This window comes from Arthrobacter sp. NQ4 (assembly GCF_029077345.1).
Classification (GTDB): domain Bacteria; phylum Actinomycetota; class Actinomycetes; order Actinomycetales; family Micrococcaceae; genus Arthrobacter.
The window spans coordinates 47,418-63,424 of record NZ_JARETC010000011.1; the positions used below are offsets into that span (position 1 = coordinate 47,418).

General features: G+C 66.3%; 16 protein-coding genes. 2 read left to right on the plus strand and 14 right to left on the minus strand.

All coding sequences use genetic code 11. From position 1 onward, the window contains the following. Nucleotides 1–4: 4 nt before the first annotated feature. The 4 genes from iolD to PUN51_RS16605 all read right to left on the minus strand — a co-directional run bounded on the left by iolD (nucleotide 5) and on the right by PUN51_RS16605 (nucleotide 4,539). The gene (gene iolD, locus PUN51_RS16590; RefSeq protein WP_275181841.1) at nucleotides 5–1,963 is read right to left on the minus strand and encodes a 3D-(3,5/4)-trihydroxycyclohexane-1,2-dione acylhydrolase (decyclizing); all 1,959 of its coding nucleotides are present in this window, start codon (nucleotides 1,961–1,963) and stop codon (nucleotides 5–7) included. A gap of 29 nt (nucleotides 1,964–1,992) precedes the next feature. Continuing rightward, the gene (locus PUN51_RS16595) at nucleotides 1,993–2,931 is read right to left on the minus strand and encodes a Cgl0159 family (beta/alpha)8-fold protein (RefSeq protein ID WP_275181842.1); all 939 of its coding nucleotides are present in this window, start codon (nucleotides 2,929–2,931) and stop codon (nucleotides 1,993–1,995) included. After that, a complete protein-coding gene (iolC, locus tag PUN51_RS16600; protein WP_275181843.1) occupies nucleotides 2,928–3,944 on the minus strand; it encodes a 5-dehydro-2-deoxygluconokinase in 1,017 nt (338 codons plus the stop codon). Before iolC ends, PUN51_RS16595 begins: the two co-directional genes overlap by 4 nt. 190 nt (nucleotides 3,945–4,134) lie before the next feature. Beyond that, nucleotides 4,135–4,539, minus strand: a complete 405-nt coding sequence (locus PUN51_RS16605; protein ID WP_275181844.1) for a tautomerase family protein — start codon at nucleotides 4,537–4,539, stop codon at nucleotides 4,135–4,137. A 149-nt stretch (nucleotides 4,540–4,688) separates the two neighbouring features. Between PUN51_RS16605 and PUN51_RS16610 the strand changes: the two genes are divergently transcribed. Beyond that, a complete protein-coding gene (locus tag PUN51_RS16610) occupies nucleotides 4,689–5,051 on the plus strand; it encodes an ArsR/SmtB family transcription factor (RefSeq protein WP_275181845.1) in 363 nt (120 codons plus the stop codon). Continuing rightward, entirely contained in the window at nucleotides 5,048–5,530 is a 483-nt protein-coding gene (locus tag PUN51_RS16615; RefSeq protein WP_159632825.1) for an SRPBCC family protein, read from the plus strand. Before PUN51_RS16610 ends, PUN51_RS16615 begins: the two co-directional genes overlap by 4 nt. Here PUN51_RS16615 and PUN51_RS16620 read toward each other — a convergent pair. From PUN51_RS16620 to PUN51_RS16665, 10 genes are all read right to left on the minus strand, one after another. Further along, nucleotides 5,488–6,306 carry a triose-phosphate isomerase family protein gene (locus PUN51_RS16620; protein ID WP_275181846.1) on the minus strand — a complete coding sequence of 273 codons (819 nt, stop codon included), beginning with the start codon at nucleotides 6,304–6,306 and terminating at the stop codon, nucleotides 5,488–5,490. The two genes, PUN51_RS16615 and PUN51_RS16620, sit on opposite strands and share 43 nt — an antisense overlap. A gap of 27 nt (nucleotides 6,307–6,333) precedes the next feature. Next, complete coding sequence (locus tag PUN51_RS16625; RefSeq protein ID WP_159632827.1) at nucleotides 6,334–7,680, minus strand: MFS transporter; 1,347 nt, start codon at nucleotides 7,678–7,680, stop codon at nucleotides 6,334–6,336. An 83-nt stretch (nucleotides 7,681–7,763) separates the two neighbouring features. After that, a complete protein-coding gene (locus PUN51_RS16630) occupies nucleotides 7,764–8,531 on the minus strand; it encodes an SDR family NAD(P)-dependent oxidoreductase (RefSeq protein WP_275181847.1) in 768 nt (255 codons plus the stop codon). A 31-nt stretch (nucleotides 8,532–8,562) separates the two neighbouring features. Further along, nucleotides 8,563–9,516: a 3-hydroxyacyl-CoA dehydrogenase family protein gene (locus tag PUN51_RS16635; RefSeq protein ID WP_275181848.1), complete on the minus strand. Its 954-nt coding sequence runs from the start codon at nucleotides 9,514–9,516 to the stop codon at nucleotides 8,563–8,565. Continuing rightward, nucleotides 9,513–10,007, minus strand: coding sequence for a ribose-5-phosphate isomerase (locus tag PUN51_RS16640; protein WP_275181849.1), 495 nt, complete (start codon nucleotides 10,005–10,007; stop codon nucleotides 9,513–9,515). The genes PUN51_RS16635 and PUN51_RS16640 overlap by 4 nt, the downstream gene beginning before the upstream one ends. Before the next feature lie 12 nt (nucleotides 10,008–10,019). Further along, nucleotides 10,020–11,741, minus strand: coding sequence for a dihydroxyacetone kinase family protein (locus PUN51_RS16645; protein WP_275181850.1), 1,722 nt, complete (start codon nucleotides 11,739–11,741; stop codon nucleotides 10,020–10,022). A 43-nt stretch (nucleotides 11,742–11,784) separates the two neighbouring features. Next, nucleotides 11,785–12,783 carry a sugar phosphate isomerase/epimerase family protein gene (locus tag PUN51_RS16650; protein ID WP_224025089.1) on the minus strand — a complete coding sequence of 333 codons (999 nt, stop codon included), beginning with the start codon at nucleotides 12,781–12,783 and terminating at the stop codon, nucleotides 11,785–11,787. 130 nt (nucleotides 12,784–12,913) lie between these two features. Continuing rightward, nucleotides 12,914–13,603, minus strand: a complete 690-nt coding sequence (locus tag PUN51_RS16655; protein ID WP_275181851.1) for a GntR family transcriptional regulator — start codon at nucleotides 13,601–13,603, stop codon at nucleotides 12,914–12,916. A 118-nt stretch (nucleotides 13,604–13,721) separates the two neighbouring features. After that, a complete protein-coding gene (locus PUN51_RS16660) occupies nucleotides 13,722–14,498 on the minus strand; it encodes an SDR family NAD(P)-dependent oxidoreductase (protein WP_275181852.1) in 777 nt (258 codons plus the stop codon). Nucleotides 14,499–14,507: 9 nt separating this feature from the next. Next, nucleotides 14,508–15,857, minus strand: coding sequence for an MFS transporter (locus PUN51_RS16665; RefSeq protein WP_159632835.1), 1,350 nt, complete (start codon nucleotides 15,855–15,857; stop codon nucleotides 14,508–14,510). Nucleotides 15,858–16,007 lie beyond the last annotated feature (150 nt).

Genomic DNA, 16,007 nt, shown 5'->3' on the forward strand with positions numbered 1-16,007 from the left:
GTGGTTAGCCGAGCAGTTTGCGCTGGCGTGACTTGTGGTCGACGTAGGTCTGGAAGGCCTGTTTGGTGGAGTCCAGTTCGGAGACCTGGGAGACAGGGACGTCCCACCAGGATTCGGAGGACGGTGCGTCCAGGAGGGGGTCGGATTCGACGTGGATCAGGATCGGGCCACTGTTCTCGGGGGCGGCCTTCGCATCCCGGATGGCCTGTTCGAGTTCGGCGATGACCTTTTCCCCCGGTTCGATCCGGATGACCTTCACGCCCAGGGACTCGGCGTTCAGGGCCAGGTCCACGGGCAGGGTCTCGCCCTCGTCGAAGCTGTGCTGTTCCTCGTTCAGCGCCCGGTACTGGGTGCCGAACCGCTGTGAACCGAGGGATTCGGACAAGGAGCCGATGGAGGCGTAGCCGTGGTTCTGGATCAGGACCACGATCAGCTTGATGCGTTCGGCGACGGCGGTGACCAGTTCGGTGTGCATCATCAGGTAGGAGCCGTCCCCCACCATCACGACGACGTCCCGCACCTGGGCCGCTTCCCCACCAACTCCGCCTGCCGCCGTCGTGCCGGCCGCTTCGGCGATTGCTGCACGCTTGACGCCCAAGCCGCCGGGGATCTCGTAGCCCATGCAGGAGTAGGCATATTCGACGTGGTAGCCGAACGGGTCCCGGACCCGCCACATCTTGTGCAGGTCACCGGGCAGGGACCCGGCGGCGCAGATGACCACGTCGCGGGCGTCCATGGCCCGGTTGGTGGCGCCGATGATCTCGTTCTGGGCCGGCAGCGGGGTGTAGCGGGTGTCGAAGGCTTCGTCCACCGTGGCGTTCCAGCGCTTCTTCTCCGCGGCGATCTTCTGTTCCAGGTCTGCGCCGACCCGGTAGCCGCCCAGGGCGGCGTTGAGCTTGACCAGGGCCTTGCGGGCGTCGGCGACGATCGGCAGCGTGGTGCCGTGCTTGTACGCGTCGATGGGGGCGACGTTTATGTTCACGAAGCGCACGTCCGGGTTCTGGAACGCGGTCCGGGACGCGGTGGTGAAGTCCTCGTAGCGGGTGCCGATGCCGATGATCAGGTCCGCCCCGGCAGCGATGGCGTTGGCCGCCGTCGTGCCGGTGGAGCCAATGGCACCGAGGGAGAACTGGTGGTCCCACGGCAGGACGCCGACGCCTGCCTGGGTGTTGCCCACCGGGATCCCGGTCAGTTCGGCGAACTTCGCCAGTTCGTCGTTGGCGTAGGCGTAGAGGACGCCGCCTCCGGCGATGATGAGCGGGCGCTTCGCGGCCCGGATGGCTGCGGCGGCGCGGGCGATGTCCTCGTCGTCGGCGTCCGGGCGGCGGATCCGCCACTCACGCTCGGCCAGGAACTCTGCCGGGACGTCGAAGGCCTCGGCTTGGACGTCCTGCGGCAGGGAGATCGTCACCGCGCCCGTTTCGGCCGGATCGGTCAGGACGCGCAGGCCGTGGTGGAACGCCGAGAACAGCTGCTCCGGCCGGTTCACCCGGTCGAAGAACTTGGACAGCGGCCGGAACGCGTCGTTGACGGTGATGTCGTAGGCGTACGGCTGTTCGAGCTGCTGAAGCACGGGGTCGGCGGCGCGGGTGGCGAACGTGTCGGACGGCAGCAGCAGGACAGGCAACCGGTTGGTGGTGGCCAGCGCGGCACCGGTCAACAGGTTGGAGGAACCCGGGCCGATGGAGGTGCTGATGGCGTAGGTCTGTCGGCGGCGGGTGTGCCGGGCGTAGCCCACGGCCTGGTGGACCTGGGCCTGTTCATTCCGGCCCTGGTAGTACGGCATCAGTGCCGGGTCCAGCTGCTGGTACTGCTTCAGCGCTTGGCCCACGCCGGCCACGTTGCCGTGCCCAAAGATCCCGAACGTGCCCGGGATGAGCCGCTCACGGTAGTCAACGCCGCCCACCGTGTCCACGGTGTACTGCCGGGAAAGGTATTCGACGACGGCCTGCGCCACCGTCATTCTGCGCGTTCCTGTTGGTGTGCCCATGGCTAGTTCTCCGGAAGTTCTGTGGTGTGGTGCAGGAGCGAGGCTGCCGCGGCAACGGCGCCGGCGACGTCCCCGTCTGCGGGGTAGAGCAGTGTCCGGCCCACCGTCAGGCCCTGGACACCGGGGAGGGCCAGCGCGGCACCCCAGGTGGCGAAGACCTCGTCCTGGGACCCGTCCGGGTCACCGCCCAGCAGGACGGTGGGCATGGTGGTGGCGGCCATGACGCGTTCCATCTCCGCCACCACGGGAAGCTTCATCCAGGTGTAGGCGCTGGTGGATCCCAGGCCCTCGGCGATGGCAATGGACTTGATGACGGCGTTGGGCGACAGATCGTTGCGGACCCGGCCGTTCTCGCGGACCGACAGGAACGGCTCCACCATGGCGATCAGCTTCCGCTCCGCCAGCGAGTCGATGGCCTTGGCGGTCGCTTCCAGGGTCACCACGGTGTCCGGGTCGCCCAGGCAGATACGGGTCAGCATCTTGCCGCCGTCCGCACCCAGGGCCGCCAAAGCGGCGGCGGTGTGGCCGGTGAAGCGGTCATCGAACTCGTTGACCAGGCCGGACAGCCCGCCGCGGTTCATCGATCCGAACACCAGCTTCCCGTCCAGGGCGCCCAGCAGGAGCAGGTCGTCCATGATGTCCGGGGAGGCCAGGACACCGTCCACGGCCGGGTTGGCCAGGGCGATCTGCAGCCGGTCCAGCAGCTGCCGGCGGTCCGCCATGGCCACCGGATCGCTGCCGACAGCCAGGGCGCCGCGGGCGGGGTGGTCGGCGGCGACGATGAAGTTCTGGCGGCCGGCCTTAACACCGGGGTGGCGGCGGCGTGCCTTCGCGGCACGGGCCACGGCGTCCGGGTCTTCGAGGCGGATGGTGCTCAGGTGCTCATAGCGGCGGGGATCATCATCCACGGCGTGGTTCGAGGCGAGGGGTGTGAGGGTCACAGTGCTGCTCCTTCGGGAATGGAAGCGCCGGAGACCGTACCCGGCACGGTACGTCCGCGTTCGGCCAGCAGCGAGGTGACCTCGTCCGGCGTCGGCATCGCATCGGCGCAGGACAGGCGGGAGGCCACAATGGCGCCGGCGGCGTTGGCGTAGTCCAGTACCTGTTCCAGCGGCCAGCCGGACAGCAGTCCGTGGCAGAACGCGCCGCCGAAGGAATCGCCGGCGCCGAGGCCGTTAAGGGTTTCAACCGGGACGGGGGCGGAGACCACGCGCTCGGTGCGCGTCTTGGCCATCACGCCTTCAGCACCAAGCTTGACGACGGCGATTTCCACGCCGGCGGCCAGCAGCCGGTCCGCCTGCTCGTCAGGGGTTCCCTCCCCTACGGCGACGGCGCATTCCTTGTCATTGCCGATGGCGACGGTGACGTGCGGGAGGACCCTGGCCACTTCTGCGCGGGCTTCCTCTTCGGACGCCCAGAACATGGGACGGTAGTCCAGGTCCAGGACGGTGAACTGCCCTTCGGCCAGTTCGGTGCGGGGACGGGCCTGGTGCGCGGCGATGTGCGCGGACCGGGAAGGCTCCTGGCACAGGCCGGTCACGGTGGACCAGAAGATACCGGCCCCGCGGATGGCCTCCAGGTCCAGTTCTCCAGCCTTGATCTGCAGGTCCGGAGCGGTGGGGAAACGGCCGTAGAAGTACAGAGGGAACTCGTCCGTGGCGGGCTTGATCGCGCAGAATGTCACCGGTGTCTGCAGGCCGGCGACCGGCGTAACGAAGGTGTCGTCGACGGTGAACTTGTGCAGTTCCCGGTGGAGGTAAGTGCCGAACGCATCGTCCCCGGTGCGGGTGATGACGCCGGTCCGGCGGCCGTGCCGGGCAGCGGCAACGGCGACGTTGGACGGTGAACCGCCAAGGTATTTGCCGAAGGAATTGACGTCCTCCAGGCCAACCCCGATGTCGTTCGGGTAGATATCAACGCTGATGCGCCCGATCGTAAGAAGCTCGTGGGTCACGGGAATCGTGGACCTTTCTGGTGTGGAACTCGGATCCTTTGAGGAGCAGGAGTTCCGGGACTGGCAGGCCGTGGCGTGGGCCACAGGAACTACTTTGCCCTAGATCGAATGTCCTGTCAAAGGTTTGTACTGACATACTTACAACAAGCGTTTAAACGTGCCCATCCCGCCACGGATGGGCACGCCCGCACTACTTCCGGGGAACGGCCAACTCGCCGGTCACGTACTGGGCGCGGCCAAACCCGAAGGACCAGTCGCCGGCAGTGTTTTCGACATAGCCAATGAAGACGTCCTCGCCGGCGACCCCCGCTGCTGCAAGCTTTTCAGCCACCGCGGCAAAGAGCCGCTGCTTTGCCCCCTGGGACCGGCCACCCTGAGTGAAGATCTGGATCATCACCACTCCCCCGGTGCGCTCAAAGCCGAGGCCGGCGTCCTGGGCGAAGATCTGGCCCTGCGGGTGTTCGGTGAGGATGTGGAAGTAGTCCCGCTCCGGGATGCCGTACTCCGCAAGGATGGCATCGTGGATGCCGCGGCTCAGCTGCTGCAGCTCATCGGCAGTGCGGCCTTCGTTGACGTCAATGCGAACCAGTGGCATGAAGCTTCTCCTCTAATAGTTTGTACTGACATACTAACAAACTTAATTTTGACACCGCAAGATCCCCTTGCGCAGGTAAACGGAGCGGGCGTAGTCTTAATCAATCAAGAGGTTGATCAAGTTCTAGGTTGATTAGAAGAAAGGCGGGAATGGTGGCAGATGACGACGCGGCTTTGGACGGGGCTTTCCTTGCCCTGGCCGACCCCGTTCGTCGACGCATCATTGCCCGGCTAAGCCGTGGCCCGGCCACCGTTAACGAGCTGGCCGAGCCGTTCGAGATTTCCAAGCAGGCAGTCTCGAAGCACATCCAGGTACTCGAGCAGGCGAATCTGGTCACCCGCAGCAGGGACGCCCAGCGCAGGCCCGTCCACCTGAACCCCGCACGGCTGGAGGCGCTCACTGCCTGGATCGACCAGTACAGGCTGGTCCGGGAAGGGCAGTTCCGCAGCCTCGATGCGGTGCTTGAATCCAGCGCCGGGCAAACGGCGCCTAAGGCAAAGGACAGGAAATGACCAACCAACTGAAGATCACGGCCCCCGAGGGACTCCCCTACATCGACTTCGAGCGGGAGTTCGACTTTCCGGTGGCGGACGTGTTCCGGGCTCACAAGGACCCGGAACTGGTGGCCCAATGGCTGGGTCCGCGGGGCATGAAGATGGAAATGGACCACTACGACTTCCGTACCGGCGGGAGCTACCGGTACATTCACACGGGTCCGGAGGGGGTGCCGTACGAGTTCCGTGGCATCTTCCACACGGTGCGCGAGAACGAGTTCGCCCTGCAGACCTTCGAGTTCGGCGGCTATCCGGACTCGGTCAGCCTGGAGTCCATGACATTTGAGGAGCTCGACGGCGGCCGGTGCAGGCTGCGCGGCCACGCCATGTACCAGAGCATGGAGGCGCGGGACGGCATGCTGCACTCAGGCATGGAGGGCGGCATGTCCGAAGGCTATGAGCGGCTGGACGAACTGTTGGCGGGCGCGTCGGTCTGACGCAGGAGGAGGGCTTCGTCCAGCACGCGGCCAAGGTTGGCGGCATCGTGGGCGAAGCGGCCCAGGAAGAGTCCGTCCGCGGCCGGCAGCCGGGGAAGCAGCCCGGGCCCAGCGCTGCCGCCGTAGATCAGCGGGCAGGCAGGGCCAAGGGCTGCGCGGATCTGCGCCAGGACGGCGTTGACGTGATGCGGTGGGGCGGGCTCCTGCGCACCGATGGCCCAGACCGGTTCGTAGGCCAGGACCAGGCGGTTCAGCAGGGCCGGGTCGCCGTCCGTGGCGGCACGGACCTGCTGGACGCAAAAGGCGGCGGCAGCTCCGGCGTCGAGCCTGTCCGGCTCGCCGATGCAGAGCAGCGGGGTGAGGGAATGGCCGACGGCGGCACGCACCTTGCGTGCCACCACGGCGTCGTCCTCGCCAAACAGCCGGCGGCGTTCGGCATGGCCGATCTCGACGAGTGAGACGCCGAGTTCGGCCAGCATACCGGGGCTGACTTCACCGGTCAGCGGCCCGTCGCCCCAGGCGCAGTTCTGGGCGCCGAGGAGTACGGGCGAACCTGCCAGGATCCGCGCGGCGGGCTCCAGGACAGGGAAGGACGGGATGGCGAAGACCCGGACCGGGGACTCCTTGGCGGATTCCATGCCCAGTCCGGGCCTGTCATCGACGATGGAACGCACCTCCGACAGCCAGCGCAGGCTTGCCTGGTAGCCCAGGTACATCTTGGTGCTGACACCGATGTAGAGGGGACCCGTGCCTGTGCTGCTGCCGGAGGTGCTCATGGTTTCCTTGCGTGGGTGGTGGTGTGCTCAGTCGAGCAGGTCGTCGGCCTTGTTCTTGAACCGCCTGGTGGCGAACATCATCGCTGCCGCCACGAACGGCAGGACACCCAGGGCATAGACGCCCATGGACCCCGTTGGTGATTGCGTGGCTTCGTTGACTGCGGTCCGCAGGATGGGCGCCACAAAGCCGCCCAGGTTGCCCAGCGAGTTGATCAGCCCAATGCCTGCCGCGGCAGCGGAACCGGCGAGGAACGCAGTGGGATAGGACCACACCACGGGGCCGACCGCCAGGAAGCTGCAGACTGCCAGGGTTATGAAGATCATGCCCAGGACCGGCTGGTGGTTGGTTCCCGCCCAGGCCGAGCCGAAGATGCACAGGCCGGTGGAGATGAACAGGATGGTGCCGAATTTGCGTCGCTTGGCCACGGTGTTGGCCGCCTTGCCGATGAAGTAGCAGGCAAAGATGCCGAAGAACCACGGGACGGCGATGAGGAGGCCGACGGCGAGTCCTACCTTCTGCCCGGTCAGGGAGGACACCTGCTGCGGCAGGAAGAACGTCACACCGTAGACGGCGATCTGCAGGCAGAAGTAGATGACGGTGAAGTACCAGACGCGGCCGTTGCGCATGGCGGCGAGGATGCCGCGGGGGCCGTGCTCGTCCTTGATGTTGTCCTCAAGTGCCATGACCTCCTTCAGCGCGTACTTTTCCTCGCGGCTGAGGAACTTGGCCTTCTCCGGTCCGTTGATCAGGAAGAAGAACGCCGCAATGCCTGCCAGGACGGCGAGCATGCCTTCGACGAAGAACATGACCTGCCAGCCGCGCAGGCCCGGCACCTGGTCACCAATGTTGATCAGCCAGCCGGACAGCGGGTTGCCGATCATCTGGGAGAACGGCTGGGCCAGGTAGAAGATGGCGAACATCTGGACGCGCACCTTGTTGGGGAACCATTCGGCGAGGTACATGATGACGCCGGGGAACAGCCCGGCCTCGGTGACGCCCAGGAGGAAACGCAGGATCACGAACGAGGTCTCGCCCTGCACGAACGCGAAGCACGCGGAGACGATGCCCCAGGTGATGGCGATGCGCGCCAGCCAGATCTTGGCACCGACCTTCTTGAGCAGCAGGTTGCTGGGGATCTCGAAGATGGCGTAGCCAATGAAGAAGATACCGGCGCCCAGGGCGAAGGCCGCGGCGGACACCCCCTTGTCCGCCCCCAGTGCCGCCTCGGCGAAGCCGACGTTGGTGCGGTCCAGGAACGAAACGACGTAGAGGATGACCAGCATCGGCATGAGCCGGCGGGCCGCCTTGGAAATCGCGGACTTCAGGACCGGACGGGCCAGGAGTTCCTTGGATGTTGCGGTGGTTTCTGACACAACACTCTCCTTCGAGTGGTGACGTTGGTGGTTCCCCGCAGGCCGGCGGCCTGCGGGGCTTGTGGCATCCGGGGCGGATGCCGTCAGTGCATGTACAGGCCGCCGTCGACGTTCAGCGTCTGGCCGGAGATGTAGCCGGCGTCCTCACCGATGAGGAAGGAAATGGCCGCCGCGATGTCGCGGGTGGTGCCTACCCGGTTCACCACCAGGTCCTTCACGAGTTCATCCTTGCGTTCCTCGCTGAGGGTGCCGCCCATGATGTCGGTGTCGATCGGACCGGGTGAGATGGCATTGACCGTGATGTCGTACTCGCCCAGTTCGCGGGCGGTGGCGCGGGTCAGGCCGATGACGCCGGCCTTCGCCACGGAGTACGGGGTCTTGCTGAAGGTTCCGCCGCCGCGCTGCGCGGAGACGGAGGAGATGTTGACGATCCGTCCCACCCGGTTCCTGGCCATCGATTCGGCCGCGCGGCGGGTGGCGTAGTGGACGCCGTTCATGTTGATGTTCACGACGCGGTCCCACTCGGCGCTGTCCAGCTCCAGGTAGGGAACCGGGGAGCTGACGCCCGCGACGTTTGCCAGTGCCACCAGTTGGGGAAGCTCGGCTTCGATCTCGTCGATGGCGGCACGCACCGAGGCTTCGTCGCCGATGTTGGCGCCGGCGCCGTGGGCTTTGACGCCGTACTTTTCGGCCAGTTCCCTGGCCAGGTCCTTGCTGGCGGCGTCGTCGAGGTCGATCACGCCGATGTTCCAGCCGCGCTCGGCAAGGTAGTCCGCGGTGGCACGGCCGATGCCGCGTTCAGAGACTGCCCCGGTGACGATCACCGTGCGCTCTTCGGGGAAAACTGTCATGGAATGTTCCTTCTGGTTGAGGAAAGCAGGGCTAGGACAGCGGGGCCGGGCCCAGGTCCTCGATGAGCTTTTGCATGGCGACGTAGGCCTTGTTCCGGTAGGCAACCAGGGCGGCGGTGCGCTCTGCCGGGACATCAAGGAAGCCGGAACCGGTCTTGGTGCCCAACTGGCCGGCGTCGACCTTTTCCTGGAGGATCTGCGGGGTGGCGAACCGCTCCGGGAAGCCGGTCTGCAGTGACTTGTAGCAGAAGGCGTACACGTCCAGGCCTGCCATGTCGGCGATGGCGAAGGGGCCGAAGAACGGCAGGCGGAAGCCGAAGGTGGTGCGGACCAGGGTGTCCACGTCCTCGGCGGTGGCGATGCCTTCCTCCACCACCTGCGCGGCTTCGTGGAAGAGGGCGTACTGGAGCCGGTTCAGCACGAAGCCGGTGACGTCCTTGACGGTGGCGGTTTCCTTGCCGGTCTCCCCCACTATGGTGCGGGCGGCCTGGACGGTTGCCTCGGAGGTCCCCTCGTGCGGGATGACTTCCACGCCGGGGATGAAGGGTGCCGGGTTGGAGAAGTGGACGCCCAGGAAGCGCTCCGGGTTGTCCACCACTTCGGCGAGCTTGGCGATGGAGATGGTGGAGGTGTTGGAGCCGATGATGGCGTCCGGCCGGGCGGCGGCGCTGATCCTGCCCAGGGTGGCGTGCTTGATTTCGAGGACTTCAGGCACGGCCTCCTCGATGTATTCGGCGTCCGCTACGGCTTCTTCGATGTCCTTGGCTGCCCAGAGGTTTTCCTTGAGCAGGTCCGTCGCGTTGGCCGGGAAGAGCCCTGCTGCCACAAACTCGTCAGATTCCTTCAGCAGCCGTTCGTAGTTGCTTTGGGCGACTTCGGCGGAGACGTCTGCCAGGGCCACGCGGGCTCCGGCAAGTGCCAGGACCTGGGCGATTCCGCCGCCCATGTAGCCGGAGCCGACGACGGCGATGTTACGGGTGCTCATGTGGTTTCAAGTCCTTCCGACGCGCCCTCATAGGAGCAGATGGCGTCTACTTTGGCCGCGGATGCGGAGTTTTCATCGAAGCGGTAGTTGAGCCACTCGCCCACCAGCTTCTTGGCCAGTTCCAGGCCGATGACGCGCTGGCCCATGGTCAGGACTTGGGCGTTATTGGACAGCACGGAGCGTTCCACGGAGTAGCTGTCGTGCGCGGTGACGGCCCGGATGCCCGGTACCTTGTTGGCGGAGATGGCGACCCCCAGGCCGGTTCCGCAGATCAGGAGGGCGCGGTCCGCTTCGCCGGCGGCCACTTTGCGGGCGGCGGCGACGGCCAGGTGCGGATAGGCGGTGGCGTCGTCGGCGCCGACTCCCACGTCCTCCACCGAGGCGACGCGGGGGTCCGCCTCCAGCAGTTCGCGCAGGGCGTTCTTGTATTCGACTCCGGCTTCGTCATTGCCGACGACGATGCGCCAGCCTGGCTGGGATTGCTCAGTCATAAGGGTTCTCCTTTAGTGGCTTTCGATGGTGGCGGCGTAATCGGCCACCCTGCGGGCGATGAGGCCGAAGGAAACAGCACCGGGGTCGGGGTGGCCCAGGCTCTTTTCAGCCAGGGGGCGGGCACGGCCCTTCTTCGGGCTGAGCCCGGCGGTCTCGTCAGCGGCTTTTGCTGCCGCCTCCGCTGCCGCACGGAGGCTCCCGGCCAGGCTGCCGCCGTCGTCTATTGCCCGGTTGAAGGTCTCGGCGAACGGAAGCAGCGCGTCCACCATGGTCTTGTCCCCGGCTTCGGCCTTGCCCAGGGTGATGATGGCGTCGCGGAGGGCGTTGACAGCGGCGGCTGCGTCCGCCGCGGTGTAGGAGTCCTTGCTGCCAAGGGTCCTGCCGACGGCGGTGACGGCAGCGCCCCAGAGGGCCCCGGAGGTGCCGCCGGCGCGTTCGGCCCACTGCTCCCCCGCTGCGGTGAGGAGTTCCTCGAGTCCCGCGCCGGCCGCGTGGGACTTCTCGGCGGCGGCGACGGCGGCATCAACGCCGCGGCGCATGCCGATGCCGTGGTCGCCGTCCCCGGCGATGGCGTCCAGTTTCCCAAGCGCGTCCTCATGTTCGACGACGACGGACCGGGCTTCCTTCAGCGCGCCCACCGCCGTGGCGGCCAGGGCTGTCGACGCCGGGGTGGCGGCCAGCGCCGGCGCCGTTCCCGCCTCGGCGAGGGACTCCACGGACCGGGCACGGCGCGGGGCCAGGTTGCCTTTGCGGAAGGCAGGGGTGTCAGCCGGCGCGGCCCAGAATTTCTCCAGTTCCGCGTCCAGCCAGAACAGCGTCAGGGACAGCCCGGACATGTCCAGGCTGGTTACCAGTTCGCCGCACTCCGGCTCCACGATCTCCAGTCCGGCCCCGGTCAGCAGCGCCTCGATCTTGCCGAACAGCAGGAAGAGTTCGTCGTACTTGACCGTTCCCAGGCCGTTCAGGATCGGCACCACCCTGGTGCCCGCGGCGTCCGGCTTGTCCTTGAGCAGCCCGTCCACCAGGAGCCGGGCAAGTTCGCTGGCGGTGGGCAGGGGCTGCTCGGAGATGCCGGGTTCACCGTGGATGCCGAGCCCCACGGACATCATGCCGTCGGGCACGGTGAACAGAGGTTCGGCTGCTCCGGGCAGGGTGCAGCCGGCAAAGGCAACGCCGAGCGAGCGGGTGTGGTGGTTGGCCTTGATGGCGAGGCGCTCCACCTCGTCCAGGTCCAGGCCGGCTTCCGCTGCCGCGCCGGCCACTTTGAAGACTGTCAGGTCCCCGGCGATACCGCGGCGCTTGGCGATTTCCTCCAGTGGAGCGCTGGCGATGTCATCGGTGACCAGGACGGTCCGGGTTTCGATGCCTTCGGCGTTCAGTTTGTCCTGGGCCTGGCCGAAGTGGAGGACGTCGCCGGCGTAGTTTCCGTAGCTGAGCAGGACTCCCCCGCCGGCCTGGGATGCCTTGGCCACGCGGTACACCTGCCCCGCTGACGGGGAGGCAAACATGTTGCCGCAGGCGCTTCCTGCCGCCAGCCCGGCACCCACCAGGCCGGCGAAGGCCGGGTAGTGGCCGGAGCCCCCGCCGATGACCAGTGCCACCTGGCCGGCGGGTGATTCGGTGGAGCGGACAACGCCGCCGTCAACGCGCGCAACATACTGGCGGTTGGCGGCCACGAAGCCGTCGAGGGCGTCGTCTGCGAACTGCGCTGGATCGTCAAATATCTTTGTCATGATTCCTCGTTGAACCGGTTGTCTCGGTTGGGGTGCCTGCCGGCTAGCGTGCGGGGACTGCCGCCGGAGTTTGCCGGCCCTGGGCCACCAGGCTGGTGCCCAGGGCATAGCCGTCGCGCTTGGGGAGGACCTGGCGGCGCAGGTAGTCCTGGTTGGCGGCGGTGACGCTCAGGCCGTCGCCACCGTAGTGCTCCGTGCAGATGACGCCCTGGAAGCCGACGGAGATGGCGAACTGGAAGGCCTCGCGGTAGCTGATAAGGCCTGATTCCATGGGTGCCGGCATGGCGACATACTGGTTCCGGGCCTGGTTTTCATCGCGGATGTAGTTCTTGACGTGCCAGTAGTTGGAGTACGGCAGGGTCTTGTGCACCAGTTCGCGCCAGTCCTCGATGGGGCGGTGCAGCCGGATCAGGTTGCCCAGGTCCGGGTTCAGCCCCACGTTGGGCAGGTCGATGTCCTGGACCAGCTGCACGGAGGAATCGCCGGTGCCCAGGTAGGTGTCCTCGTACATTTCCAGGGACACCAGGAGGCCAAGTTCGGCGGCGTGCTTGCCCACTTCGCGGATTCGGGTGACGGCGTTGTTCCAGCTTTCCTTGTCACCCACCGGATCCTTGTGGCCCTCTACGGTCCAGAACCACAGCTGCTTCCGCTGCTCGGGGGTGATGGCCTGGTGGAGCCCGATCGAGACAACCTCGCAGCCAAGCTGTGCTGCGGCTTCGAGGGTGCGGTGGGTGTAGGCCAGGTTGTCTTCCCAGTTGCCTTCCTCGATCACGCTGCGGCGGATGGCGGAGATGGAGGGAAGTCCGAGGCCGGCGGCCGTGGCGGCGGCCTTCAGTTCGTCCAGCCGGGCGCTGGAAAGGTCGCCGGGGCGGACCCAGCTGTCGGTGAGGTCGGCGTTGGTGAAACCGGCGTCGGCCACTTCCTCGAAGACCTGCTGCCAGTCGCTGGCGGGGGCATCTTGGACGGTGGTTCCGTCCTGCCTGGTTCCGGGGAACTGCAGCAGGGCGGCGGCGATGGGCCAGTTTTCAGCGGTGTACGGCATTGTCACTCCAGATCATGAATCGCATTTCCTATAGGATCTACGTTGCTTATGGATCCTGTCAAGGGCTCTTTTGTGGACTCCCCGGGGTGGAGTCGGGGATGAGGGGGCCTGCCGGCCCCTGGGCGTGCTGCTAGCTGCGCACTTCGCTGTCGTGCTGCGAGCGCTGCTTGACGCCCTCGATGTGGTCGATCATTTTTTGCCGGGCGAGTTCGGCGTCGCCGGCTTCAAAGGCCTTGAGGATCTCGGTATGTTCCGCGATGGCGTAGTCCGCGTCCGTTACACCCAGGCCGCCAAAAAAGCGGAAACGCTGCACTTGGCCACCCAGTGCGTTGTATGCCGACAGCAGGAACTGGTTGTCCGCCGATTCGGCGATGAGCCGGTGGAACCGTTCATCCGCTTCCCAGTACGCGCGGAACTCGGCGAACGACGGGCCGCGAGGCGCGGCCTTGAGGTCCTCTATGGCCTGCTGGAGCTGCCCGGTCAGCTCCCGGTCCGCGTGCTTGCAGGCCATGAAGGCGTTCGCCGGTTCGATCACCAGCCGGGCGTCCATCAGGTCCGCCAGCTCTTCCGGAGAGAACAGCGGGGCTACCCGGTAGCCGCGCAGGGCCATCCTTCGAACCATGCCGGTGGCTTCCAGCCGGGCAAGCGCCTCCCGCACGGGCGTTGGTGAGACGTCCAGTTCCCTGGCCATCCCGTCGATACTGACCGGGGTGCCTGCTTCCAGCCGGCCGTCCATGAGGGCAACCAAAAGCGCCTCATAGACGTGGTCCGCGAGGACCTGCCTGCTCACCCCGCCGGTGGCCTGGTTCTTGGTTGCCATGTAGAAATCCTATAGCCGCTGCAGGGCGGGACGTTGCGGATGACGCGCCCCGGGCACGGTACCGTGCGGCCGCTGGGCCGTGCGGCACCGTGCCCGGGGCGCCGGGAAAGCAGGGGCGTCAGGAAACCTGCAGGCCGCCATTGATGTCATAGGTCGCGGCCGTGATGTAGCCGGCATCCTCGCTGAGGAGGAACCCGATCAGGGCAGCCACTTCCTCCCGGGTTCCCACCCGGCCCATCATGATCCCCTCGGACATCTGGGCCTTGCGCTCATCGCTCAGCGTTCCGCCCATGATGTCCGTGTCGATCGGGCCCGGTGCGATGGCGTTCACCGTGATGTTGTGCTCACCGACTTCACGTGCCAGGGCGCGGGTGAACCCGAGGATGCCGGCCTTGGAGGCACTGTAGGCAACCTTGGAGTAGGTTCCACCGCCACGCTGGGCGGAGATGGAGGAGATGCTGACGATCCGCCCCAGCTCCCGCTCGATCATTCCCTTGAGCACGCGCTGGGACACCACGAAGGTGCCACGCATGTTGATCGCGAAGACCTTGTCCCATTCCGCCACGGTGGTTTCCATGAAGGGCGTGGGGGAACTGATTCCGGCCAGGTTGACCAGCCCCACGATGGGCGGAAGGGACTGCTCGATTTCCGTGATGGCACGGTCCACCGACGCCTCGTCCGAGACGTCGGCGCCCACGCCGACGGCCTTGACGGCCCAGCTGGAGCCAATTTCCGCCGCGGCCGCCTTGGCGTCTTCGGCGTTGATGTCCAGGATGGCGATGGACCAGCCCTGGCTGGCCAGCCGGTCTGCGGTGGCGCGGCCAATGCCCCGGGCGGATGCCGCCCCGGTCAGGACCGCGGTACGTTCTGTGGGGAATTCGTGCTCTGTAGTCATTGCAGTTTCCTAATGGGTTTCGGCGGCAGGAGCGGTGGCTGCGGGGGCGGAGACACCTTCAGGCCGGTTGCGTGCATAGAGGTAAGTGGCGACGGCGGTCACCGCGAGGCAGGCAGCCAGGAACACCAGGCCCGTCTGGCTGTTTCCGGTCGCGTCCTTGAGGATGCCGACGATGTAGGGGGCCACGAAGCCGCCCAGGTTGCCGAGCGAGTTGACCATGGCCAGTCCGGCTGCTGCCGCGGCGCCGGTGAGCGCGGCGGACGGCATGGCCAGGAAGGGCGCAATCGCGGAGTAGATGCCCATGGCTGCCAGGGTCAGGAAGACCATGGCGAGCAAGGCATTGACGGGAAGCAGGAAGCCGGCGCCCAGGAGGCCGACGGCGGCAAGCACCATGCTGACGCTGGCATGCCACACGCGGTTGCCTGTACGGTCGGACCGCTTGCTCCAGAAGTAGACGAACACCGCTGCGATGGCGTACGGGATGAAGACAATGAACCCCACCTGCGTTGAGTCAAACTTGCCCAGCGCCTTGACGATGGTGGGCAGCCAGAGTCCCAGGCCGTAAATGCCGCACACCAGGCCGAAGTACAGCGCCGAGTAGGCAATGGTGCGGGGGTCCTTCAGGCCGGCCAGGAAGTTGTGGTTTCCGGACTTTTGCTTGTGGGCCAGTTCAGCGGCCATGGTGGTGGAGAGCCATTCACGCTCTTCGGGCTTGAGCCACTTGGCGTGTTCGGGGCGGTCCGTCATGACGAACGGCGTGATGATGCCCAGGATGATGGCCGGGATGCCCTCGAGGATGTAGAGCCACTGCCAGCCGTGCAGGCCTGCGACGCCTTCCAGGTTCAGGAGCATGCCCGATACCGGTGCCCCCAGGGCATTCGAGATGGGCTGGGCGAGGATGAAGATGCCCAGCACCGTCACGCGCTGGGCCGCCGGGAACCACAGCGTCAGGTAGAAGAGGATCGCCGGGAAGAAGCCGGCCTCTGCCGCGCCGAGGAGGAAGCGGATGACGTAGAACGTGGTTTCACCGTTCACCAGGAACATGGCAGTTGCGAAGATTCCCCAGGTGATGAGGATCCTGGCGATCCATTTGCGGGCACCATACCGGTACATGCCGCCGTTGCTGGGGATCTCAAGCAAGGCGTAGCCAAGGAAGAAGATGCCGGCGCCGAGGCCGTACGCGGCTTCGGTCAGGCCGATGTCGCCCTGCATGCCGAGCTTGGCAAAGCCGACATTGTTCCGGTCGAGGTAGGCGATGAAGTACAGCAGGACGATCAGGGGCATCAGCCGGCGGCGCACCTTGCGGAGGGTGGTCTCGCCCAGCTGGCTGAGTGCGGGGGCAGTGGTGCGGGAGGTCATCGCAGGCCTCCAGGAGTGGTGTGGGGACCCTCAAAAGGGGAATGCGCGCGCATGAAGACTCCTTTGGCTGGCGGCATTTTGGGGGGTGATATCAGATGTCTGATGTCTGACTGAGATTCTAATCACAGGTGGTTGTGGGCGTCAACATAA